The organism is Rhodopseudomonas sp. (genome assembly GCF_013377015.1).
Taxonomy (GTDB): domain Bacteria; phylum Pseudomonadota; class Alphaproteobacteria; order Rhizobiales; family Xanthobacteraceae; genus JARJEH01.
In genome coordinates, this window is record NZ_JACABA010000006.1 from 1 (window position 1) to 22,923 (window position 22,923).

General features: G+C 65.5%; 21 protein-coding genes and 1 tRNA gene. 14 read left to right on the top strand and 8 right to left on the bottom strand.

Annotation, left to right across the window (positions count from 1 at the left end; genetic code table 11):
- Positions 1 to 373: 373 nt before the first annotated feature.
- Positions 374 to 1,303 (top strand): OmpA family protein, encoded by a 930-nt coding sequence (locus HXX15_RS20005; RefSeq protein ID WP_366558600.1) that lies wholly within the window; start codon positions 374 to 376, stop codon positions 1,301 to 1,303.
- An 80-nt stretch (positions 1,304 to 1,383) separates the two neighbouring features.
- Here the strand turns inward: HXX15_RS20005 and HXX15_RS20010 are convergent, their stop codons facing one another.
- The 3 genes from HXX15_RS20010 to HXX15_RS20020 form a co-directional block, all read right to left on the bottom strand.
- Entirely contained in the window at positions 1,384 to 1,911 is a 528-nt protein-coding gene (locus HXX15_RS20010; RefSeq protein ID WP_296518241.1) for a L,D-transpeptidase, read from the bottom strand.
- Between the two features lie 389 nt (positions 1,912 to 2,300).
- On the bottom strand, positions 2,301 to 4,241 hold the full coding sequence (gene acs, locus HXX15_RS20015) for an acetate--CoA ligase (RefSeq protein WP_296518243.1): 1,941 nt from the start codon (positions 4,239 to 4,241) through the stop codon (positions 2,301 to 2,303).
- Between the two features lie 77 nt (positions 4,242 to 4,318).
- Positions 4,319 to 4,549: a hypothetical protein gene (locus tag HXX15_RS20020; RefSeq protein ID WP_296518246.1), complete on the bottom strand. Its 231-nt coding sequence runs from the start codon at positions 4,547 to 4,549 to the stop codon at positions 4,319 to 4,321.
- Between the two features lie 196 nt (positions 4,550 to 4,745).
- On the opposite strand from HXX15_RS20020, the gene HXX15_RS20025 reads away from it, so the two are divergent.
- Positions 4,746 to 5,843, top strand: coding sequence for a DNA topoisomerase IB (locus HXX15_RS20025; protein ID WP_296518248.1), 1,098 nt, complete (start codon positions 4,746 to 4,748; stop codon positions 5,841 to 5,843).
- A 184-nt stretch (positions 5,844 to 6,027) separates the two neighbouring features.
- Here HXX15_RS20025 and HXX15_RS20030 read toward each other — a convergent pair whose 3' ends face one another.
- From HXX15_RS20030 to tsaD, 3 genes are read right to left on the bottom strand one after another with little or no spacing between them, the layout of a single operon-like run.
- Complete coding sequence (locus tag HXX15_RS20030) at positions 6,028 to 6,441, bottom strand: EVE domain-containing protein (RefSeq protein ID WP_296518250.1); 414 nt, start codon at positions 6,439 to 6,441, stop codon at positions 6,028 to 6,030.
- Positions 6,442 to 6,443: 2 nt separating this feature from the next.
- Positions 6,444 to 7,433 carry an NAD(P)H-dependent glycerol-3-phosphate dehydrogenase gene (locus HXX15_RS20035; protein ID WP_296518251.1) on the bottom strand — a complete coding sequence of 330 codons (990 nt, stop codon included), beginning with the start codon at positions 7,431 to 7,433 and terminating at the stop codon, positions 6,444 to 6,446.
- Between the two features lie 50 nt (positions 7,434 to 7,483).
- Positions 7,484 to 8,557, bottom strand: a complete 1,074-nt coding sequence (tsaD, locus tag HXX15_RS20040; RefSeq protein WP_296518651.1) for a tRNA (adenosine(37)-N6)-threonylcarbamoyltransferase complex transferase subunit TsaD — start codon at positions 8,555 to 8,557, stop codon at positions 7,484 to 7,486.
- 179 nt (positions 8,558 to 8,736) lie between these two features.
- On the opposite strand from tsaD, the gene HXX15_RS20045 reads away from it, so the two are divergent.
- The 4 genes from HXX15_RS20045 (at position 8,737) to HXX15_RS20060 (ending at position 12,876) form a co-directional block, all read left to right on the top strand.
- The gene (locus HXX15_RS20045; RefSeq protein WP_296518253.1) at positions 8,737 to 9,483 is read left to right on the top strand and encodes a uroporphyrinogen-III synthase; all 747 of its coding nucleotides are present in this window, start codon (positions 8,737 to 8,739) and stop codon (positions 9,481 to 9,483) included.
- Positions 9,484 to 9,643: 160 nt separating this feature from the next.
- Positions 9,644 to 10,942: a hypothetical protein gene (locus HXX15_RS20050; RefSeq protein ID WP_296518255.1), complete on the top strand. Its 1,299-nt coding sequence runs from the start codon at positions 9,644 to 9,646 to the stop codon at positions 10,940 to 10,942.
- 7 nt (positions 10,943 to 10,949) lie between these two features.
- Positions 10,950 to 12,650, top strand: coding sequence for a heme biosynthesis HemY N-terminal domain-containing protein (locus HXX15_RS20055; RefSeq protein ID WP_296518256.1), 1,701 nt, complete (start codon positions 10,950 to 10,952; stop codon positions 12,648 to 12,650).
- Positions 12,651 to 12,800: 150 nt separating this feature from the next.
- Positions 12,801 to 12,876: transfer RNA gene (locus tag HXX15_RS20060), tRNA-Thr, on the top strand.
- Between the two features lie 163 nt (positions 12,877 to 13,039).
- Here HXX15_RS20060 and HXX15_RS20065 read toward each other — a convergent pair.
- Positions 13,040 to 13,354: a hypothetical protein gene (locus tag HXX15_RS20065; protein ID WP_296518258.1), complete on the bottom strand. Its 315-nt coding sequence runs from the start codon at positions 13,352 to 13,354 to the stop codon at positions 13,040 to 13,042.
- Positions 13,355 to 13,764: 410 nt separating this feature from the next.
- On the opposite strand from HXX15_RS20065, the gene HXX15_RS20070 reads away from it, so the two are divergent.
- The 3 genes from HXX15_RS20070 to HXX15_RS20080 all read left to right on the top strand — a co-directional run bounded on the left by HXX15_RS20070 (position 13,765) and on the right by HXX15_RS20080 (position 15,030).
- Complete coding sequence (locus HXX15_RS20070) at positions 13,765 to 14,169, top strand: hypothetical protein (RefSeq protein ID WP_296518260.1); 405 nt, start codon at positions 13,765 to 13,767, stop codon at positions 14,167 to 14,169.
- Positions 14,170 to 14,411: 242 nt separating this feature from the next.
- Positions 14,412 to 14,750: a phasin family protein gene (locus HXX15_RS20075; RefSeq protein WP_296518261.1), complete on the top strand. Its 339-nt coding sequence runs from the start codon at positions 14,412 to 14,414 to the stop codon at positions 14,748 to 14,750.
- Positions 14,751 to 14,814: 64 nt separating this feature from the next.
- A complete protein-coding gene (locus tag HXX15_RS20080) occupies positions 14,815 to 15,030 on the top strand; it encodes a hypothetical protein (protein WP_296518653.1) in 216 nt (71 codons plus the stop codon).
- A 9-nt stretch (positions 15,031 to 15,039) separates the two neighbouring features.
- On the opposite strand, the gene HXX15_RS20085 is transcribed toward HXX15_RS20080, so the two are convergent.
- A complete protein-coding gene (locus HXX15_RS20085) occupies positions 15,040 to 16,725 on the bottom strand; it encodes an MFS transporter (RefSeq protein WP_296518263.1) in 1,686 nt (561 codons plus the stop codon).
- Positions 16,726 to 16,899: 174 nt separating this feature from the next.
- Between HXX15_RS20085 and HXX15_RS20090 the strand changes: the two genes are divergently transcribed.
- From HXX15_RS20090 to HXX15_RS20110, 5 genes are all read left to right on the top strand, one after another.
- On the top strand, positions 16,900 to 18,267 hold the full coding sequence (locus tag HXX15_RS20090; protein WP_296518265.1) for a hydrolase: 1,368 nt from the start codon (positions 16,900 to 16,902) through the stop codon (positions 18,265 to 18,267).
- 98 nt (positions 18,268 to 18,365) lie between these two features.
- A complete protein-coding gene (locus HXX15_RS20095; RefSeq protein ID WP_296518266.1) occupies positions 18,366 to 19,754 on the top strand; it encodes a cytochrome P450 in 1,389 nt (462 codons plus the stop codon).
- Between the two features lie 90 nt (positions 19,755 to 19,844).
- Positions 19,845 to 21,254 (top strand): adenylate/guanylate cyclase domain-containing protein, encoded by a 1,410-nt coding sequence (locus HXX15_RS20100; RefSeq protein WP_296518268.1) that lies wholly within the window; start codon positions 19,845 to 19,847, stop codon positions 21,252 to 21,254.
- A gap of 122 nt (positions 21,255 to 21,376) precedes the next feature.
- A complete protein-coding gene (locus HXX15_RS20105) occupies positions 21,377 to 21,856 on the top strand; it encodes a TerB family tellurite resistance protein (protein ID WP_296518271.1) in 480 nt (159 codons plus the stop codon).
- A 257-nt stretch (positions 21,857 to 22,113) separates the two neighbouring features.
- The gene (locus HXX15_RS20110; RefSeq protein ID WP_296518654.1) at positions 22,114 to 22,890 is read left to right on the top strand and encodes an SDR family oxidoreductase; all 777 of its coding nucleotides are present in this window, start codon (positions 22,114 to 22,116) and stop codon (positions 22,888 to 22,890) included.
- The last annotated feature ends 33 nt before the right edge of the window (positions 22,891 to 22,923 follow it).

Genomic DNA, 22,923 nt, shown 5'->3' on the forward strand with positions numbered 1-22,923 from the left:
AGCTGCGCCGGCAACGCCGCCGCCCGCTCGCCCGCTCGGCTCGCCGGCGCAGACAGCTCCAGCCGCGCCGCCGCCGGTTACCGCTCCGCCCCCAGACAAATCCGCGCCGCCGCTGGGTGCCCGTCCGCTCGGCGCGTCGCCGGCGCAGATAGCTCCGGCGCCGCTACCGCCGGCAGCCACCACGCCGCTGCCGCCCGCTCCGGGAAGCCGTTCGGACGGACGGCAAAATATCCCCGGTCAGAACGGCTTGCCGCTCGGAGCGGCGGGTGCAGGCCGCGTCCCGCCGATGGCGACCGCACCGATTCCGCCGGCGCCGGCGCCGCAAGGCACGGCCCCGATCGCTCGGGGAACGCCGCAACCCGGGGGGAGTCGGATGGACGACTTCCGTGGTGATCGGCGCGAGACGGTGCAGGATGGCCGCACCGTCATCACCGAGCCGGGGCGTATCATTGTGCGTGATCCCAGCGGACGTTCGTTCGTGCGCCACAATGAGGTCGACCGCTTCCGTTACGGCGCCGCCGATGTCCGCACCCAGCAGGTCGGCGCCGATATCCGCACCATCGTGGTGCGGCCCGACGGCACCGAGATCATCACGGTCAACGACCGTGACGGCCGCCTGCTGCGCCGGATCCGGCGCGGCGGCGACGGTCGCGAGATCGTCATCATCGACAACGACTATCGCGCGCCGCGCTATGCCAATAGGCCCGCCGGATTCTATGTCGATCTGCCGCCGCCGGTGCTGCGGATTCCGCGCGATCGCTACATCGTCGATGCCGAAGGCGCGTCCGCTGATTTGATCTACGACACGCTGCTGGCGCCGCCGGTGGAGCGGATCGCGCGGCGCTACTCGCTGGATGAGATCCGCTACAGCCCCGCGGTGCGCCAGCGCATGCCGTCGATCGATCTCGACACCATCACCTTCGAACTGGGGTCGTGGGAAATTCCCCCCGACCAGGCTTCGAAGCTGCAGGTGATCGCGGACGGTCTGAACCGGGCGATCTCGCGCAATCCGCGGCTGGTGTTCCTGATCGAAGGCCACACCGACGCCACCGGCAACGACATCGACAATCTGTCGCTGTCCGATCGCCGCGCCGAGGCCGCGGCGCAATTGCTCACCGAGCAATTCCAGGTGCCGGCGGAAAACCTGACGTCGCAGGGTTATGGCGCGCAGTATCTGAAAATTGCGACCGACGGTCCGGAACGCCAGAACCGCCGCGTCACCATCCGCAACATCACGCCACTGCTGAACGGCGGAGCGGCCTCGCTGCCGCCGCCGCCGCCGGGCATCGTGCCGCGGCGCTGATCGACGCTCGCATCAAAAAAGAAAAAGCCCCGTTGCAAACGGGGCTTTTTGCTGCCGGTTGATCAGATATCAGATCCGGATCAGCGCGAGACCACCACGGTGGTCCCGACCGAAACGCGCTGATAGAGGTCGGTGATATCGGCGTTCAACATCCGGATGCAGCCATAGGAGACGAAGCCGCCGACCGAGCCCGGCCGGTTGGTGCCATGGATGGCATATTCGCCGCCGGCCAGCGTCATCGCGGCGACGCCCATCGGATTGGACGGCGAGCCGCCCGGGATCACATCCGGGATCGAGGGGACGTCCCGCTTCACTTCGCGCGGCGGCGACCAGGCTGGATTGCGATACTTGCCGTCGATCCGGGTGACACCCGCCCATTGCTTGCCGGCCTTGCCGACGCCGACCGGGTAGCGGACGGCCTGGCCGGGCTCGACCACCAGATAGAGCCGGCGCTCATTGGTCTTGACCACGATGGTGCCGGGCGAAAAGTCACCGCGGAACGTCACCAGATCCGGTCGCGCTTCCGCGCGCGGTGCCGCCAGCGATCCGGCGCCGATCAACGTCGCGGCAGCCAATGCAATCCTCGCCAATCGCGTTCCCAGGAACATAAGTCTCTCCAATTTGTCGTCGCCATCGCGTCAGGACACGGCAAATCCGGGTCCCCGACCAGTCGGGTCACGCAATCCTAACCTCGTGCGTTAACCAACCGGTGTTCGCAGGTAGCCCGGGAAGGCTCCAGCGCGGGCAAACAAAGAAAATCCTGCAAACAAAGTAAATGCCAAGAAAACAACACCGGCCGGGAAAACGACCGATGCGCCGGATTGGGCCCCACAAATCTTCTTGATCGGTCGTTGGCGTGAAGAGTTGTTTCGAGGGGGGCGTCGCGAGCCCGCTGCCATCGGGCTTTGCCCGAAGCGCCTCAATCGGCCAGAATCATCTTGTTCAAACAGGATGACGCGCGCTGAACGATGGAGCCCAGCGCGCGCCGTTATCGGCTTCAGTGCTTGTTCTGGCGGTGCTCGACCAGGTCGTCGACCACGGCGGGATCGGCCAGCGTCGAAGTGTCGCCGAGCGTCGACGGTTCGTCCTCGGCGATCTTGCGCAGGATCCGGCGCATGATCTTGCCGGAGCGGGTCTTCGGCAGGCCGGGCGCGAACTGGATCAGGTCGGGCGAGGCGATCGGGCCGATGTCCTTGCGGACCCAGGCCACCAGCTCCTTGCGCAGTTCTTCGGACGGTTCGATCCCGGTCATCAGCGTCACATAGGCATAGATGCCCTGGCCCTTGATGTCGTGCGGATAGCCGACCACGGCGGCCTCGGACACCTTGGCGTGCGCCACCAGCGAGGATTCCACCTCGGCGGTGCCCATGCGATGGCCGGAGACGTTGATGACGTCATCGACGCGGCCGGTGATCCAGTAATAGCCGTCGGCGTCGCGGCGGCAGCCGTCACCGGTGAAGTACTTGCCCTTGTAGGCCGAGAAGTAGGTCTGCTCGAACCGGGCGTGGTCGCCATAGACCGTGCGCATCTGCCCCGGCCAGGATTTGGCGAGGCAGAGGTTGCCGGTGCATTCGCCTTCCAGCACCTTGCCGTCGGGATCGAGGATTTCCGGCACCACGCCGAAGAACGGCCGCGTCGCCGAGCCGGGTTTCAGCTTGGTGGCGCCGGGCAGCGGCGTGATCAAGATACCGCCGGTCTCGGTCTGCCACCAGGTATCGACGATCGGGCAGCGATCGTCGCCGACGACGCGGTGATACCACTCCCAGGCTTCCGGGTTAATCGGCTCGCCGACCGAGCCGAGCAGCCGCAGGCTCTTGCGCGAGGTCTTCTTCACCGGCTCATCGCCGCCCTGCATCAGCGCGCGGATCGCGGTCGGCGCGGTGTAGAAGATGTTGACCTTGTGCTTGTCGATCACCTCCCAGAACCGGGAGTTGGTCGGGTAATTCGGCACGCCCTCGAACATCAGCGTGGTGGCGCCGTTGGCGAGCGGTCCATAGAGGATGTAGCTGTGGCCGGTGACCCAGCCGACGTCGGCGGTACACCAATAGATGTCGCCGTCATGGTAGTCGAACACGTATTGATGCGTCATCGACGCGAACACCAGATAGCCGCCCGAAGTGTGCAGCACGCCTTTGGGCTGACCGGTCGATCCCGACGTATAGAGAATGAACAGCGGGTCCTCGGCGTGCATATGCTCGCAGGGGCATTCCGTCGTCACCACCTCTGAGGCCTCGTGATACCAGAAGTCGCGGACGTCATCCATTTCGACCGCAGCGCCGGTGCGCTTGACCACGATCACCCAGTCGACGCCGCTGCATTTGGCCAGCGCCGCGTCGACATTGGCCTTCAACGGCACCTTTTTGCCGCCGCGCAGGCCTTCGTCGGCGGTGATCACCACCTTGGACTGGCAGTCGGTGATGCGCTGGGCGAGGCTGTCCGGCGAGAACCCGGCGAACACCACCGAGTGGATCGCGCCGATCCGGGCGCAGGCCAGCATCGCGAACGCCGCTTCGGGAATCATCGGCAGATAGATGGTGACGCGGTCGCCCTTCTTGACGTTGCGGTTGCGCAGGATGTTGGCGAACTTGCAGACTTCGTCGTGCAGCTCGCGATAGGTGATGTGGCGCGACTCGGAAGGACTGTCGCCCTCCCAGATAATCGCGGTCTGGTCGCCGCGGGTATGGAGATGGCGATCGATGCAATTATAGGCGACGTTGAGGATGCCGTCCTCGAACCATTTGATCGAGACGTGGCCAGGCTCGAACGAGGCGTTCTCGACCTTGGTAAACGGCTTGATCCAGTCGATCCGCTTGCCCTGCTCGCCCCAAAATCCGTTCGGATCGTTCACCGAGCGCGCATACATTTCCTTGTATTTCGCGTCATCGATGAAGGCGCGCGACGCCCACTCCGGCGGCACGTCATAAATCTTCTCGGACATCACTTTCCTCCACCTTTGCGGCCTTTGCCGCGTACTTGCCGTCAGTGTTCGAATGAGCGTCGCGCCGCGGCTTCCCGTCAGACAACACCGAAATCGGCCCAAAGCAAACTCAGGGACATTCCGGAATTGTTGAAAAGGATCTCGTCGGCGGCGAAGAGACTTCGAAACCACCACACCGTCCGGCTTTGTTGTTGCGCCGAGTATGCGTCGACGTGCGGGCCGGCGACAAGCCGTAACGCATTGGACTTTTGTCGGCTCGGCATGGGCCAGCCGGAAATCTCCGTCCGGATCGCGTCGCAGCCGATCACGATCGCGTTTCGGCCGGTTCGGCGCGGCGCTCCGCCAGTTGCGAAGGTATCCAGTAACCTTTTACCGCCCAAGACAGGCTGGTGCGGCGCTGCGAAAGCCCCTAAATGCCCCCGGCGAGCGCGGGCTCGGCGACCGGAACCAACATCGGTAGCTGACATTACCGCACACTGAACGGCCGGTGAGGCGTAAAATACCATGATGGATCAGCAGAATTTCGAGCCGTCCGGGCCGGTTTCCGCAGAGTCCGGGGTCGTGCGCGGCGCCGTGCACCGTCACAGCGTGGAATTTCTCGCCAAGGGTCTCGGCCTCAGGCTGGGCGCTCAGGACCAGTTGACCATCCGCCGCATTAAGCGCGGCAAGAGCTATTCCTTCGTCCGCGCCAACGGCACGCCGATCAAGCACAGCGGCACCATCAAGCGGCTGCATGCGATGGCGGTGCCGCCGGCCTACGCCAAGGTGCGCTACGCCGCCGATCCGGCCTCGCACCTGCAGGCAGTCGGCGTCGATGCTGCCGGGCGACTGCAATACCGCTATCATTCCGATTGGGAAAAGGTCCGCGAGACCCGCAAGGCGCATCGCCTCGCCACCTTGGTGGGCGCGCTGCCGAAGATCCGCCGCGCGGTGTCGATGCATCTGGCCGGCGACGAGCCGACCCGCGAATTCGCGCTGTCGGCGGTGATCGAACTGATCGCCCGCACGGCGATCCGCCCGGGCAATGAATCCTATGCGCGGCTTAACGGCACCCGCGGCGCCACCACGCTGCACAAATCCAACGTCGCGATCGAGGACGACAGCGTCGTGCTGACCTTCAAGGCCAAGGGCGGCAAGGCGGTGCGCAAGGAATGCGATGCCGCCAAGTTGGTGCGGGCGCTGGGCATTTTGCTGAGCGTGCCGGGCAAGCGGATGTTCCAGTTCCGCGATGCCGGCGGCAATGTCCGCGGCGTCTCCACCACGCAGGTCAATGCGTTCCTGCGCGAGATCGCCGGGATCAAGATTTCGCTGAAGGATTTCCGCACCCTGATGGCCTCCGCCGTGGTGCTGGAGTCGCTGTCGCGGATCACGCCGGCCGCCAGCGAACGCGGCCGCCGCAAACAGGTGTTGGACGCGGTGCGCGCCGCCGCCGATGAATTGTCGAACACCCCGGCGATCTGCCGCAAGAGCTATGTCCACGACACCATCGTCACCGCCTTCGAGGACGGCATTTTGGAGCGCTTCGCCGCGACCATGAAGGGCTATCGCTCGCAGTCGAAGCGCGAGCAGCTGCTGGCGCAGGTGGTCGCGGCGGCGGGGTAGGAATTTGCCGTGCGAAGAGTTGCTGCTTGCCCGCTGTATCGCTCTTGCGCGCAACCGTCATCGCCCGGCTTGACCGGGCGATCCAGTATTGCAGAGCGCGTGCAGTTGAGCATGGGCACTCTGGAATACTGGGTCCCCCGCTTTCGCGGGGGATGACGGTTAGGATGTGGAGCGGCGCAGCGGCCTACACTCCGCCCATCTTGCAGACGATCTTCCATTCATCGTCCGTCACCGGCTGCACCGACAGTCGCGATTGCTTCAGCAGCGCCATCTCGGCGAGCGATGTCTCCGCCTTGACCGCCGCCAGCGTCACCGGGGTTTTCAGCGGCTTCACCGCCTTGATGTCGACGCAGACGAACTTGCCGCTTTCGTCTGTGGGATCGGGATAGGCCTCGCGGATGATCTCGACGATGCCGACGATCTCCTTGCCCTCGTTGGAATGATAGAAGAAGGCACGCTCGCCCTTCTTCATTTTCATCATGAACAGTTTGGCGCTGTGATTGCGCACCCCGGTCCACGCCTCACCGTTGCCGCCCTTCGCCACTTGCTGATCCCATGACCAGGTCGACGGCTCGGATTTCACCAGCCAATGCGCCATCGCTATTCCTCTGCTTTCAACGGCCGCGTCAGCAGCCCTTCGATCGCGGTGTCGACGCTGATCTGGCCTGCGAGGATAGCGGCGACGGCGGCCGAGATCGGCATCTCGACGTTCTTGATCCGCGCCATTTCCAGCAGCACCGGTGCGGTGAAGGCGCCTTCCGCAAGTTTGCCATGGGCGGCGGTGGCGGCGCTCTCGCCGCGGCCGAGCGCGACGCCGAACGAAAAGTTACGCGACTGCGGCGTGCCGCAGGTCAGCACCAGGTCGCCAAGGCCGGACAGCCCCATCATGGTTTCGGTCCGGGCGCCGCAGGCCTTGCCTAGCCGCACCATCTCGGTGAATCCGCGCGTCGTCATCGCCGCCAATGCCGAGGCGCCGAGCTTGCGGCCTTCGACGATGCCGGCGGCGATCGCCAGTACATTCTTGACGGAGCCTCCAAGTTCGACGCCGCGCACGTCGGTCGAATGATACGGCCGGAAGCTGCCGCTGTTCATCGCCTCAGCTAGCGCCTGCGCAACGCCGGCGTCGGGCGCCGCGATGGTCACCGCGGTCGGCAATCCGCGCGCCACGTCGGCGGCGAAGCTCGGCCCGGACAGGATCGCCGGCACTGCGTTCGGCGCGGCCTCGACGATAATCTCGGTCATGAATTTATGCGTGCCATGCTCGATGCCTTTGGCGCAGGCGACCAGCGGCGTGCGGTCGGCGACCAGCGGCGCAAGCTGCGTCACCACCTGACGCAGCACCTGCGCTGGCACCACCAGCAGGATGGCTTGCGCCTCTGCGGCTTCGGCCAACGCGCGTGTCACTTTGATCACACGCTCCAGCTTGACGCCCGGCAGGTAGAGACTTTCGCGTGCAATCTCGAGCTGCTGCGCATTGCCGGCGTCATGCTCCCACAGCACCACGTCGCGGCCGGCGCGGGCGCAGGTCTGCGCCAACGCGGTGCCCCAGGCGCCGCCACCGAGCACCGCTATCGAGTTAAACGACGCCATCGGACTAGCCTCGCTGTAATTGAAAGATCATCTGCGCCATCGCTCGATCGTCAAAATCCCGCGCGGGTGTTGGCGAATTTGTCCGGCGTGGTGATGTTGGCGTCGAGCAGCCAGCGCGCGCGGGGTGCGAACTCCATGGTGTCGGTCAGCCCCAATGCCAGCCGTTCGGCGCCGGCCCATGCGATCATCGCGCCATTGTCGGTGCACAGCGCCGGCGGCGGAATCATCAGCGTGGTCCGCGCCTTGGCGGCGACCTCGCGCAACGCGCCGCGGATCGCCTGATTGGCGGCGACGCCGCCGGCGGCGACCAGCGCGCGCGGCGCGCCGAAGCGTTCGTGAAACAGCCGCAGCCCCACACCGAGCCGGTCCGCGGTGGAGTCCAGAACGGCGGCCTGAAATCCGGCGCAGAGGTCGTTGATGTCCTGCGGCTGCAGCGGCGTCAGCCGGCTGGCCTCGTTGCGCACCGCGGTCTTCAAACCCGAAAGCGAGAAGTTGGCGTCGGCGCGGCCGAGCATCGGCCGCGGAAACGCAAAGCGCGCCGGATCGCCGGCAGCGGCGGCGCGCTCGACCTGCGGTCCGCCCGGATAGGGCAACCCCAGCATCTTGGCGATCTTGTCGAACGCTTCGCCCATCGCGTCATCGACCGTGGTGCCGAGTCGCACATAGTTGCCGACGCCGAGCACCGCGACGATCTGGGTGTGGCCGCCTGAGGCCAGGAACAGGCAATAGGGGAATTCCAGCGCGTCGGTCAGCCGCGGCGTCAAGGCGTGGGCTTCGAGATGGTTGATCGCGATCAGCGGCGTGTCGTGCACCAGCGCAATCGCCTTCGCGGTGGTGAGACCGACGATCACGCCGCCGATCAGGCCGGGACCGGCCGCCGCGGCGACGCCGGAGAGTTGCGCAAAGCCGATGCCGGCCTGCTGCATCGCCGATGCGACAATTCCGTCGAGCATCTCGACATGAGCGCGCGCCGCGATCTCCGGTACCACGCCACCGAAGGGCGCATGTTCCTCGGTCTGCGACCGGACGATGTTCGACAGAATGCGACCGCGGCCATCGCTCTGGCGCTCGACCACGGCAGCGGCGGTTTCGTCGCAGGTGGTCTCGATCCCCAGCACCAGCAAGGCTTGATCACTAGCCAAATTGAGCCCTTGCGTTTACCGCCAAAGCGGCGTTTTCCTTGCTCGGCGTAGCATTGCGGGGTCTGAGAATGCAATCATCCGGTTTGCACTCCGCGGCTCGGCCGATGCGGCAGGTCATTTCGGTGATCAACGTGTCGCGGCCTCTGACGAGGAGGTAGCGCGTGGCCATGCTCGTCACCCGACCGCAACCTGACGGTGACGTGACGGCGGCGACGCTGCGCGCCAGAGGCTATGAGGTGTTGCTGGCGCCGATGCTGCGCTTCGAGCCGGTTCCATTCCAGGACGATCCCGAGGCGAACTATGGCGGCGTCATCGTCACCAGCGCCAATGCGTTACGGGCAATCGAAGCCCAGCCGGGCATGGCGAGGCTGCTCAAGCTGCCGTTGTTCGCGGTCGGCAAGCATACCGCGCAGGTGGCGCGGGACGCCGGTTTCAGCAAGGTGATCGTTGCCAATGGCGACGCCGCGGCGCTGCGCGACAAGGTGGTCGCGACCGTGCGCGACAGGAAACTGAAAAAAGCCGGCACACTATTGTATCTTGCGGGCGCCGATCTGTCGCGCGATCTGGCCGGCGAATTGCGGGAAGATGGTTTCAACGTCGTGATGCAGACGACCTATAAAATGATACCCGTGCCGAACCTGCCTTCCGAGGTGTGCGAAGCGTTTGCGGCCAACGGGATCGAGGCGGTGCTGCATTATTCGCGACGCAGCGCGCGCTCCTTCGTCGACGCGACGCGAGCCTCCGGTATCGAGATCTCGGCGCTGGCGATTCCGCAATATTGTCTGTCCGAAGCGGTATCCGACGTGGTGCGGGAAGCGGGCGCTACTCAGGTCACAGTTGCGCGCACGCCGGACGAATCTGCGTTGTTCGAAGCACTGGATCGTGCGCTGAGCCCGCTATCGCGGTAAGAAGGCAGTCCGAATCGAGATCGGATTCGGCTGTGCAGGGTGAGGAAACTTTCGGATGGTCAAGCGAAGGCCCGGACATTTTGAGGCCCCAAGGAAGATGGACCGGCCGGAATCTCCGGCGGCGGTCGATGGAGAAGTGACGACGGACCAAGAGGTGCCGATGAAGCAGCAAGACTTCGCTGCTGATCGTCTCGCATCGGAGATGGCCTCGTTGCAACAGAGTTCCACGGCGCAGCCGGATGCCGAAACCATAGCCGCAACGGAGGCTGCCGAAACGTTTCAGGCAGCACCGGAGCCGGAGCAAGCGACGGAGCAGTCGGTGATCGAGCAGCCCGGAAAATCGTCCACCGCCGCCGAGGCGGATTACGACGCTGAGCGCGCCTATCAGCCGCCGCCGGTATCCAAGGTCTCTACGATCCTGCTGCCGGCAATCACCGGCGCGGTCGCCGCCGTGCTGGTGGCCGGTGCGGCGTTCAACGGAATGATCCCAGGACTGATGCCGCCATCGGTAGCCACAGCGCCGCTAAGCGAGAGCGCCGCGCTCAATGCACTCGCGACCCGGGTCGCGACCATTGAATCCCGGCCGGCGTCTGCGTCGCTGCCGACTGCTGCGGCCGTCGCGACGGCAACGTCCGATCCGGGGCTGGCCTTGCGGGTCGAATCGCTGGAAAAGGCCATCGCATCGCTGCGCGACGATCTGACCGCAGCGCGCGGCCAGTCCGAACAATTCGCCAGTGCGATCGGCGCACTCAAGCTGGCGACTGCCGAAACCACATCAGCTGCGCCCGCCGCGCCGCCGACCGATCGTGGCTCCGACCTCGCGGCGATCAACGGGCGGCTCGATCAGCTCGAGCGCGCCGCCAGCGCAGCCAAAGAAACAGCGGAAAAGCCCGTCGAGAAGACACCCGAACCTGCGCCCGTGGCGGCGCCGGTCGACGACGTGCCGCTGCGCCGCGTAGTCGCCGCGACGCTGCTCGATCTCGCCGTGCGCAATGGCGAGCCCTATGCGGCGATACTGGAATCCGCGAAGCCGCTGGCGGCCGATGCGGCGGCGCTGGCGTCGCTCAATGCTTTCGCGGCGTCGGGGGTGCCGAGCGCCGCCGCGCTGAGCCGCGAATTGGTACCGCTGTTGCCGAATTTGTTGCCGCCCGCACAGACCCCGGGTTCCGCGGCCAATTTCGTCGACCGGCTGCAGGCGAATGCGGAGCGGCTGGTCAAGATCCAGCGTGCCGATGCCATCGCCGGGATCGATCGCACCGCGATCGTCAGCCGCACCGCCGCCGCGGCGCAACGCAACGACCTCGCCGCGGCGCGGGATGAGTTGAATGCGCTTGCGCCGGCCGACCGGAAGCCGGTTCAATCCTGGATCGACAAGGTCGAGGCGCGCGATCGTGCGCTCGCCGCCTCACGTCAATTCGCCGCCGCTGCGCTCGCCGCGCTCCCGAAAACGTCGCCATAGGATTCCCATGCTCCGCATCATCCTGTTTCTCGTCGTGATTGCGCTGGCGGCAGCCGGCGCCGCCTGGGTCGCCGAACAGCCAGGCGAAGTCGTGCTGTCGTGGAACAGCTGGCGAGCCCAGATGACGCTGCCGGTGTTCGTGCTGGCACTCGGCTCGACCATCGTGGCGATCGTGCTCGGCTGGGTGATTCTGACCGGGCTGCTGGGAGCGCCCGGCCGGGTACGGCGCAGCCGGCGCGAGCGCCGTAACGCGCGCGGTCGCCACGCCATCACCCAGGGCTTGCTGGCGGTCGGCCATGGCGACAGCGCCACCGCGCGCGGTCACGCCAGCGCCGCCAGGCGTCATGCGCCGAACGATCCGCTGGCGCTGCTGCTGCAGGCGCAATCGGCGCAGCTTGAAGGCGACCGCGACGCCGCGCGCCGCGCCTTTCTGGCGATGGCCGGGCGCGACGACACCAAATCGCTCGGCATGCGCGGGCTGTTCATCGAAGCCCAGCGCGCCGAAGACCCCTATGCCGCGTTGGCGATCGCCGAAGAGGCGCTGCGGATGGCGCCCAATTCGTCCTGGGCGTCGCATGCGGTGCTGGGATTTCGCTGCGCCAGGGCCGACTGGAGCGGCGCGCTGGATATTCTCGACAACAATCTCGCCTCCGGCCTGATCGACAAGAAGGCCTATCGGCGGCAGCGCGGGGTGTTGCTGACGGCGCGAGCGCTCGATGTCGCAGACAGCGACGAGAGCCTGTCGCGCGACAGCGTGCTGGAAGCCATCAAGCTGGCGCCGACGCTGGTGCCGGCCGCCGTGCTGGCGAGCAAATATATGAGCGAGGCGCGTCAGGTTCGCCGGGCGATGAAGATTATCGAGACGGCGTGGCTGTCGCATCCGCACCCCGACCTCGCCGAAGCCTATGCGCATGTCAAACCCGGCGATCCGGCCAATGTGCGGCTGGCGCGGGTCGAAGCCCTGGTGGCGAAGAATCCCGGCCATCTCGAGAGCGGGCTCGCGGTGGCGCGCGCGGCGATCGAAGCCGGCGAATTCAAGCGTGCGCGTACGGCGCTGGAGCCGTTCGTCGATACGCCGACCCAGCGCGTGGCGATGCTGATGGCCGAAATTGAGCATGGCGAACGCGGCGACAGCAGCCGCGCCCGGGCCTGGACGCTGCGTGCGGTCCGCGCTCTGCACGACCCGGTGTGGACCGCGGACGGTTATGTCTCTGACCGCTGGCGTCCGGTTTCGCCGGTCACCGGTCGGCTCGACGCCTTTCAATGGCAAGCGCCGCTCGCCGCGCTGCCCTCGAACAAGGCCATCGTCCTCGACGATGATTTCGACGACACCATGATCACGGGGCCTGAGGAGGCGCGGCCAGCCGCCACGGCGGAGGAGCCGGTGACGGTCACGATCGAGCCCGTCGCCGAGCCCGCGATGGTTGCGCCGGCGGAGCCGGCCGCGGCGTCGGTCGCGCCTGACGGCGATGCCGGAACTGCGACAGCCGCGACCGCGATCCCGCTTCCGCCACCCGCGCCGCCGATCTTTCACCGGCGGCAGTCGCCGGCGTCGTCCGGTCCGCCGCCGGTGATTCCGATCGTCCGCGCCCCCGACGATCCGGGAATCGACGAAGAAGCGACCGGCAACGAATTCACCGAGCGCAACTCTCCGCCGCCCGGCCAGCCCAGCGGCTGGCGCGGTTACCGGCCCCGGCGCGACAATTGATCGGACCGGTTGCCGCGTGCGGACCGTTCCGGCTCCCGGGCGGGAGAGGCTTGGTGGACCAGATTTGCCGGCGCGGGTTCTTGCCAATTCGCGCGTTGCCCGATATCAGAGGCCACGCGTCTTGGCTGTTGCCGACCGCGCCGATGGTTTGCCGCAATAGCTCAGCTGGTAGAGCACGTCATTCGTAATGACGGGGTCGCAGGTTCGAGTCCTGCTTGCGGCACCATTGACCCCCACCGACTTCTGAAAATTCGTGCCGGTCACGGCGGATCCAGGTTCCGCAGCGCTGATCTGCGGCGGCGTCGGCGCGGGATCGCGGCTGGGTGGCCGCCATTTCAATGTCGCCGGCAAAGACAATCCGCGGGTCGCTACGGACGACTTCGGCGGAATTATTCTCGCGGCTCAATAATAGCGCCGCCCAGTACTCCGTCCCCGAAAGCGTCGTTGGCTGGTCCGCCGGCTTGTTGCCAAAGTTCTTTCGAATGTTTCATCGCTTGATTTGGAACGTGCGGCGCGAATTCTTTGGCGCAAGCCGCTTCAACGCCTGCTGCCGGGTTTGCCCGATGGTACTCGATCACCACGTCGCCATCACTTAAGCCTAATTGCAACTTGGCCCTATTGGATTTCTCCGGCGCTGCTACGATGTGAAAACTACAGCTGGTATCGTGCAATCTCAGAAAGGTATGGAGGTAGTATGCGCTCATCGACCCTGGTGGTACTATGCGCCGCAGTTATTGTCGCAGTTCTCGCTGTGGCTGACCACAACGGCGGCTCACAGGCCGGCCTGATCGAGCCGGCGGCCGCGGCGACACCTGTTGCTCCGCCCAGCACTTTCCGAACCGTGACGTCCGCGACATGCTCCGCGGACGGATGCCCTACCGCTTGCTCATCCGACGAGGTGCTGGTCTCCGCAATCTGTATTGGTCCCACCAGCGCCAAATTCAGCGACACTCTAACGATGGAGAGCGGCCAGATCACAGCCACCTGCGGCCCGACCTCGACCAATATTGTCGTGTCCTGCATCCGCAAGTAACACCGCAAGTATCAGTTGTGGACGTCTCGCATCGTCAGACCGAGTGAGGCGGTCCCCGAATTCAGAGTAAAGGGTATTCCGATGCAAAACTGGATCATCACGTTCGCAGTCGCACTGCTGTTCATCACCGCCGTCGCCGCGGGGCCGATGGCCCCGATCGTCGCCTTCCTGGCGTTCTGGATCACGCTGTTTCTGCTATGGGCCCATGAACTCGGGTTCAAGGCGGCGTGGGGAAGGTTTGGCCTTCAGCGCCTCAAGCCGCCATTGTGGAATCGCGAAAACCAGCACTATTTCATTCCGCTCCTGGAAGATCAGGCGAAGCTGGTGAAGGCCGCGACCGTCGCGGTCGGGCTGATCGCGCTGGGGCTGATGCTGCCGCCCGCCCTTGTGCGCATCGGCGCCGTGCTGGTTGCGATCTGGTACGTCTCCGAAATCTACCGGGCGCAGAGGATCACGGACAATATGGACAGCGCCCGGTTCAACTGACCGGGAGCGTGACCACTCGGCCCCCGCGGGCTCCTTGTCCGGCCGCGGCCGCATCCGGTGTCGGTCAGAACCCGTTCGGCAGCCCATCGGGTACTGACCGAGCTGGACTGTGGCGCCCGGTTTGGCGTTGAATAGGATGAAGCATCAATGGAAGCGCTCCGGGATGCGGCAGCGTTGGCATTGGGTTGTTCTGTGCGGCACCGTCACGCGATGCCGCACAGAATAGCCCGCAGGAGATCATGATGGCAGACAACGACTCTTCCGAGGTCATTCTGAAGATAATGAGCAAGAACCTCGAACAGGCGCGTGGCGCGATGACCAACTATCTGCAATTCATCGAAAAGAGCCTGTCGGTTTCCCCGATGGGCGCCAGCAGCCAGGCCAATACGTTGAAAGGCTATGTCGACCGCAACGTCGCGGCGACCTTCGATTTTTCGGAAAAGATGCTGCACGCCAAGGACTTTCAGGATGTCGTCCGGATCCAGACGGAGTTTCTCCAGGCCCAGTTCCGGGTCCTGACCGATCAGGCCAAGGATGTCGTCGAAATGACCAAGCCCACCGTCATCATTCCCCGCGAATGATCGTGGCGCGCGGCGCTCGATAGATTCGATGCCGAACCGAATTCGCACTGGCAAGAAGATCGAAATGATGAAGAGAGTTATTGGGGTTGCGGTCCTGCTGCTGATCGCGTCGGCCGCCTCGGCGCAGCAACGCCAAGACCCGGGCTGCGCGCGCGACGTCTCGCGGTTCTGCCGCGCGCTGATGGATCAAGGCGACATGGTGATTCTCGGCTGTCTGCAGCAGAACCGCGCCAAGCTGAGCAAGACCTGCGCCAAGGTTCTGGTCGACCACGGCCAGTAGCGCGTCCGGTCAGGTGGTGCTGCCGCCGACGCTGGAGACCGGCACCACCTCGGCGCCGGCGCGGTCGGGGGTGTCGTCCTTCCAGCGCACCGAGCCGAACGGTCGCTCCAGCATGCGGCGGACCCGGATCGGGTCAGGCCCGAGATGGAAATCCATCGCGCGTTGATGCAGTGCGCGTTCGGCTTGGGTCGAGCGATTGCGCTGCCGCAGATAATCCAGCCAGGTCGGACAGTGATAGCGCTCGGTCCATAGTTCCGGATCGGCGATGTCGCGGGCAATTGACCAGCCATAGGCGCCGTTGCGCTGGCGGCTGAGCTGAACGTCCTGCATCACATTGTGGAAGGCGCGGGCTTGTTCCTGATCGACCCGGTACTCGATCTCGACCACCAGCGGGCCGCTGCGTCCGGTCAGCAGCAGCTGGACTTCCGGGTCGGCGAGCACGTCGGCGTCCTCGGTGCGCGAGCCGACCGGCGGCATCTTCAGCCACAGCCCGAGCAGCGGCGAAGCGAACATCGCCGCGGCGGAAATCAGCAGGGCCGATTCAACGCCGACCTGGTCGGTGATGTGGCCCCAGCCCCAACTGCCGATCGCGATGCCGCCGGCGATCGCGGCCTGAAATGCCGCCAGTGAACGACCCGCGACCCAGCGCGGCGCCGACAGCTGCACGCCGATATTGAACAAAGCCACCGCCAGCATCCAGACCGAGCCAGCGAGCACCAGCGCCGCGGCGGTGATGACCGGCGAATTGCTGATGGCGATCACCGCAATTGCGACCCCCATGATCAGCGCGCAGCCGCGCACCGAGGCCTCGGCGCTGAGCCGCTTGCGCGCCATGCCGATATTGAGCGCGCCGATCACCGCGCCCATCCCGAACGCGCCCAGCATGATGCCGTAGGTCTGCGCGCCGCCATGCAGCAGGTCGCGCGCCACCAGCGGCATCAACGCCGACACCGAGCCGCCGGCGATCCCGGTCGCCAGCGTCCGTGCCAGCACGATCCGGATCGAGGGCGAGTTGGCGATGTAGCGCACCCCGGATACGATCGCCCGGTTCAGCCGCTCGCGCGGCAGCCGCGACGGCTCGCTCTGCCGACGCCACAGGAACAGTACGATCAGCAGCGGCAGATACAGCACCGCATTGGCCGCGAAGGCGGCGACCGCGCCGGCGGTCGCCACCACGATGCCGCCGATCGCGGGGCCGAAGCTGCGCGCGATATTGTAGCTGATGCCGTTCAGCGCCACCGCCGAGGGCAGCGTCTCGGCCGGCACCTGTTCGCTGACCGAAGCCTGCCAGGCCGGCCCGAACAGCGCCATGCCGCTGCCGATGACGAAGCAGAACGCCAGCAGGATTTCCGGTGTCACCAGGCCGAACCTGGCCAGCACCGTCAGCGCGGTGGCGCCGGTCAGCGCGATCATCAGCGCCATCAGCGATACGACGCGTCGATCGTACATGTCGGCGATCGCGCCGGCCGGCATCGAGATCAGCATGATCGGCAGCATCAGGGCGGTCTGCACCAGCGCCACCTTGTCGGCGGACGAGGTCATCTGCGTCATCGCCCAGGCGGCGCCGACGCTTTGAATCATCAAGCCGAAATTAGACAGCAGGCTGGCCAGCCAGATCCGGCGAAACAGCGCATGGCGCAGCGGCGCGGCGACGCCGTCGGCGGAAAACATCGTTCGCCCTGACGCTTCCGTCATCATGCCCCCCGCCCGTTGTCGCTATTGTGGATCGTGCCGCCGGCCGGGCCGGTTTGATTCTCGGCATATCGACTGCAGTGATGCCCGCGAAGCCACTTCGCTGTCCAGTGGTTACGGCGCTATCAGGGCAGCTTCGGGGCTGATAGGCTTGGCAAAAATGCGGGAGGTCGCACCATGAAGACGTCACGGCGGGCGCTATTGCAAGGGCTCGGTACGCTGCCCTTCGCAGTCAACGGCTTCGGGTTCCAGGCGGCGGCGCAGAGCGCTGCGTCTGCCCCGGTTCAGGAGATCCCGCCGATCTTGTTCGTCCACGGCAATGGCGATCATGCCGCACTCTGGATCACCACGCTGTGGCGGATGGAATCCAACGGCATCGCGCGGAACCGGATGTTCGCGATCGACTTCACCGACCCGCTGGCGCGCAACGACGACGCGGTGGCGCAGCCGGACCGCTCCTCCACCGAGGATCAGCGCCGCGAACTGGGCGAGGCGATCGCGGAACTGAAGCGCCGTACCGGCGTGGCGAAGGTAGCGCTGGTGGCCAATTCGCGCGGCGGCAACGCGGTGCGCAATTACATCAAGAATGGCGGCGGCGATGTCAGCCACGCCGTGCTGTGCGGCACGCCGAATCACGGCGTCTATGATTGGGAAGCGGGTCTGGGCAATGAATTCAACGGCCGCGGGCCGTTCCTGAGTCATTTGAATGAGGGCGAGACCGAAGTCGTGCCCGGCACCGCCTTTCTCACCCTGCGCAGCGACGGCATGGACAAATACGCTCAGCCCGACGGCCGTTTCGTCGGCAAGCCGGCCACGCCGACCGGGGTCACTGTCGACGGACCGGCGCTGCGCGGCGCCACCAACCTGGTGCTCGGGACGCTCGACCATCGCGAGACCGGGTTTCATCCGCGCGCGTTTCGCGAGATCTACAAGTTCATCGCCGGACGGGAGCCCGCCCGGGTCGAGATCGTGCCGGAAGCTGAGGTCAAGCTCAGCGGCCGCGTCACCGGCACGCCCGGCGGGGTGCCGACCAATCGTCCGGTCGCCGATGCTTCCGTTGAGGTGTTCAGGGTCTCGCTCGACAGTGGTGAGCGGATCGGCGGCGCGATACTGACCGCGAAGACCGCCGCCGATGGCCGCTGGGGGCCGGCGGTGGTGCAGCCATCCTGGCCGCTCGAAATCGTGCTGACGTCCGTTGGATCGACCACCACGCACTTCTATCGCTCGCCGTTCCCGCGGTCCTCGGATGTGGTGCATTTGCGCGCGGCGCGGCCGCTTGGGGCGGCCGACGCCGGTGCCGGCGCAATTGTTCTAATGTCGCGTCCGCGCGGCTATTTCGGGTTGCCACGCGACGTCGTGGTGTTCGACGGCAAGGAGCCCGCCGACGTCAAGGCGGGCGTGCCGACCGATTCCGTCACGACTGCGCGGTTGCCCGCGTCAGATATCGGACGGCCGGTGGTTGCGCTGTTCAATCAGGAGCGGATCGTGGCGCGGGCCTGGCCGGCGTCGGAGAATCGGATCTCGGTGGCGGAGCTGACTTTCTAGGGCTGCAGCGCGACCGCCCCGCCTTGAACGCGCCGGGATTTGACCTGATATCAATACCAGCCGCCAACCGGCGTCCGCGACCCATTGCGAGGCCAACAGTGAGCATAGCCGAAGCCTACGATCCGCCGGTCCGGCATGCCGCGCTGGTGCCGCCGAGCCCGCCGCGCGCGCCGCAAACCATGACCGCGCTTGGCCGACTTGCGGCGATGCGCAAAAGTGCGATCGGAACCTGGGGTCAGCGCGCCTATGAAGAAGACGTCATCAAGGGCCGGTTCTTCGGACACGCCAGCTTCATTCTCAATACGGCGGATGCGATCCGGCATGTGCTGATCGACAATTACGAGAACTACACCCGAACTCCGGCCGGAATTCGCGTGCTGCGGCCGATGCTCGGCGACGGCCTGCTGCTCGCCGAAGGCCGCGCCTGGAAGCATCAGCGCCGCACTCTGGCGCCGGCGTTCACGCCGCGCGCAGTCGGCACTTTGGTGCCGCATATGATCTCGGCCACCGACGAGACTATTGCCGAACTCGATCAACGACGGGATCAGCCGGTCGATCTGCGCGAGGCGATGCAGCGGATGGCGCTGGAGATTGCCGGGCGGACGATGTTCTCCTTCGAGATGGGCCTGCACGGCCCTGCGCTGCGCGACTTCGTGATCGAATATGGCGCGAAGCTGGCGCGGCCGCATTTTCTCGACCTGCTGCTGCCGCTGGGCTGGCCCACTCCGCAGGATGTGTCCCGCGCATTCTTCCGCAAGCGCTGGACAAAGTTCGTCGCCATGCTGATGGCGGAGCGCCGGGCGGCCGGCAAGACCGAGGGTGCGCCGCCGCGCGACCTGTTCGACCTGATGGGTGCGGCGCGCGATCCCGAAACCGGCGAGGCATTTTCCGACGATCAGCTCGGCGATCAGGTCGCGACCATGATCCTGGCCGGTCACGAGACCACCGCGACGGCGCTGTTCTGGGCGCTGTATCTGCTGGCGCTTGATCCGCAGACCCAGGAAGAACTCGCTGCGGAAGCCCGCGCCGTGCAGGCGAACGGGGCGCCGGAGATCGAACGGCTGCCTTTCACCCGCGCCGTGCTCGACGAAACCTTGCGGCTGTATCCGCCGGCGTTTCTGATCGCACGAGCGGCGGCGGGGCCGGACACGGTGGCCGGCATGCCGGTTGCAGCTAAGGATGTCATCCTGGTCGCGCCGTGGTTGCTGCACCGGCACGAGAAACTATGGCGAGAGCCGAACGCGTTCATCCCAGCCCGCTTCCTGCCCGGTGCGCCGCCGCCGGATCGCTTTGCCTATCTGCCGTTCGGCGTCGGACCGCGGATCTGCATCGGCGCGCATTTCGCGCTGGTGGAGGCGACGCTGGCGCTGGCCAAGCTGATCGGCACGTTCCGGGTCGAACTGATAGATACCGAACCGGTGCTGCCGATCGGCATCGTCACCACCCAGCCGGATCGTTCGCCGCCGTTCCGGATCACGCGGCGCTGAGCCGGCTGCCTGCTTGCTGGGCAGGGATGTGCAACAATCCCGCGTTCCGCGGGCTTGCGAAGTTCGCACCCGGAACACACGTGAGGCGCCATGAACGATTCCCAGGCCCAGTTCGCCGCGCTCCGCCAGGCCGCCGATCCGGCGGTGGCCAACGCCATTGAACGAGTGATCGTCTCCGGCGCGGACCACGCGCTGAATCGCATCAATGTGCTGGACTTTGCGGCCCGCACTGGGCTCGACGAGGAGAAGGTCATCTCCGGCTTTCTGCACGCGTCCCGGATCGGCCTGTTCGACCTGACCTGGAACGTGCTGTGCCCCGGCTGCGGCGGCGTGCTCGACGCCCACGACACCCTGAAATCGCTGCGCCACGAGGACTATCATTGCGGGCTGTGCGCCTGCGGCTATGAGGCGTCGGTCGACGAGCAGGTCGAGGTCGCCTTCACGGTCAGTCCGCGGGTCCGGCGGATTGCCGCGCACGATCCGCACACGCTGCCGTTGTGGGAATATTTCAAGCAGGTGTTCTGGAGTTCGGGCATCGACCTGGACGAGGGTTCGTTCACGTCGCTGTCCGAAGAGGTGGTGCTCGACGCGATGGAATTGCCGGCGCGCGAGAAGGCGGTGATGTCGCTGCAATTGCCGGCGCAATTCATCATCGTGTTCGAGCCGGTGACGCATGCGGCGCAATTCATCGACGTGCAGGGCGAGCCGACCAAGGAGCGCCAGCATCTGTCGCTGATCTACAACAAGACCCATCCGCCGACCGGGACGATGACGTTGCGCCCGGGCCCGCTGCGGCTCGCGCTCGACAACCAGACCGACGTCCGGGTACTGCCGTCGGTGTTCATCGCCGCCGATGCGCTGCATCACCTGATCGGCAAGCGGAAGCCGTTCCTCACCGCCAAGCGGATGCTGACCAACCAGACCTTCCGCGACATCTTCAAGGCGGACAATTTGAACATCGATCAGCGCTTGAAGATCACCTCGCTGACTTTCCTGTTCACCGACCTCAAGGGTTCGACCGCGCTGTACGAGCGAGTAGGCGACCTGCACGCGTTCGATCTGGTCCGCGCGCATTTCCACGCGCTGGTGGAAATCATCGCGTCGGAGAAAGGCGCAGTGGTGAAAACCATCGGCGACGCGGTGATGGCGACCTTCGTGCGGCCGGAACACGCGCTGGCCGCGGGGTTGCGGATGCGCGCGGCGATGGACACGCTAAATGCCGAGCGCGGCACCAAGGATCTGGTGGTCAAGATCGGCATCCACGAGGGACCATGTCTCGCGGTGATGCTGAACGAGCGGCAGGACTATTTTGGCCAGACCGTCAACATCGCGGCCCGGGTGCAGGGGCTGTCGGCCTCGCAGGCGATCCACATCACCGGACCGGTGATCGATGCGCCCGCCGTCACCGCGATTCTGGCCAGGGAATCGATCACGCCGATCGAGAAGCACGCAGCGCTGCGCGGGATCGCCGACAAGATTCTGGTTTACGAGATCCCGTGACGTAGCAGATTACCAAACCGTTTTGTTTCGCGGCGGAACAGCCCCGGATTGCACGCGTTGAATTTTCACGCGATAAAATGCCGCAAGTCGCGGCCAGCCAGATCAGCCAACGGTTCAGACCAATGCTTGCCAAACTCCGCCAGTTCATTGCCGATGTCATTACCCCTGCCGAGCAACAGGCGCTGACCTTCGACGACAGCGGCTACCGATTGGCGGCCACCGCGCTGCTGATCCATGTGATCTCGCTCGATGGCGAGCCATCTGAGGTCGAGAAGCGTAAACTGCACATGCTGCTGGAAAGCCGGTTCGGACTTGATCCGGGAAGCACCGACCGGTTGATCGCGTCGGCCACCCTGATCGAGGGCGATGCGGTCGATCTGTACCAATTCACCAGCGTCATCATGCGCACGGTGGACGAGAAGGGCAGACTTCGCATTATCGAAATGATGTGGCAGATGGTCTACGCCGACGGCAACGTCACCGAGTTCGAGGAAAATGTGGTTTGGCGCGCCGCGGATCTGCTCGCGGTGTCCTCGCGTGACCGCATCAATCTCAAGCGCGGGGTCGCGGCGAGCCAGGCTGAGTCCGACGCAGTGAAGTGAGGTCTTGCGCACGCTTTGACGCCGGCAAATTGCCGACGATTCCGCCTGGATGTGAGCGGTTGCCGTCGTCCGCCGCACATTAAGAAACCTTAATGTTCCACGGAATCTGCTGCGTCCGCAGTTGCGCCCGACTATCAATTCGTCATGGCGACCCCGCAACATTTCCATTGGCCTTGCACCCTGCTTGCATCCCGCATATGGCCTATACTGTGTTGTTGAGGCCGCTTGCCCATCATGTATTTCAAGAGCATTCAATCGTGACTGAACGCGTAACGTTGATCACAGGTGCCTCGGCGGGAATTGGTTCGGACCTGGCGAGAATTTTTGCTGCAAATGCCCATAAGGTGGCCTTGGTGGCCCGTCGGGGCGACCGCCTCACGACGCTGGCCGCGGAAATTGTCGCCGCGGGCGGCACTGCTCCGATCATCATCCCCTGCGATCTCGCGCTGCCCGGGGCCGCCGATCAGATCGTCGCGGCGCTGGATGCCGCCGGCGTCGAAGTCGAATACCTGGTCAACAATGCCGGCTACGGCCTGTTCGGCCGGGCGGCCGAGCTCGACCGGGACGACCAGCTCGGCATTGTCGATGTCAATATTCGAGCGCTGACCGACCTGTCGCTGCGATTCGCCGAGAGCGTGACCCGGCACCGCGGCGGGATCCTGAACGTGGCTTCGATCGCCGGCTTCCTGCCGGGGCCGGGGATGGCGGTCTATTACGCCTCCAAGGCGTTCGTGCTGTCGTTTTCCGAGGCGCTGCACAATGAGCTCGGACCGCGCGGCGTTCGCGTGACCGCGCTTTGCCCGGGTCCGGTGCCGACCGAGTTTCAGATCCGCGCCGGCTTCAAGCCGGGGCTCGATTCGACGATTCTGAATGTGCTCCCGGCCGCGGTGGCGCGCCAGGGATACGAGGGGCTGATGGCCAATAAACGCCTGGTGCTGCCCGGCCTCGGGATCAAGATGGTGCCGTTCCTGCTAAGGTTTTTCCCGCGCGGGTTCGTGCTTGGCGCGGTGGGCCGGTTGCAGCGCAAGCGCTGAATTCACCCGGTCGGATCGCAGGGGCCATAATTC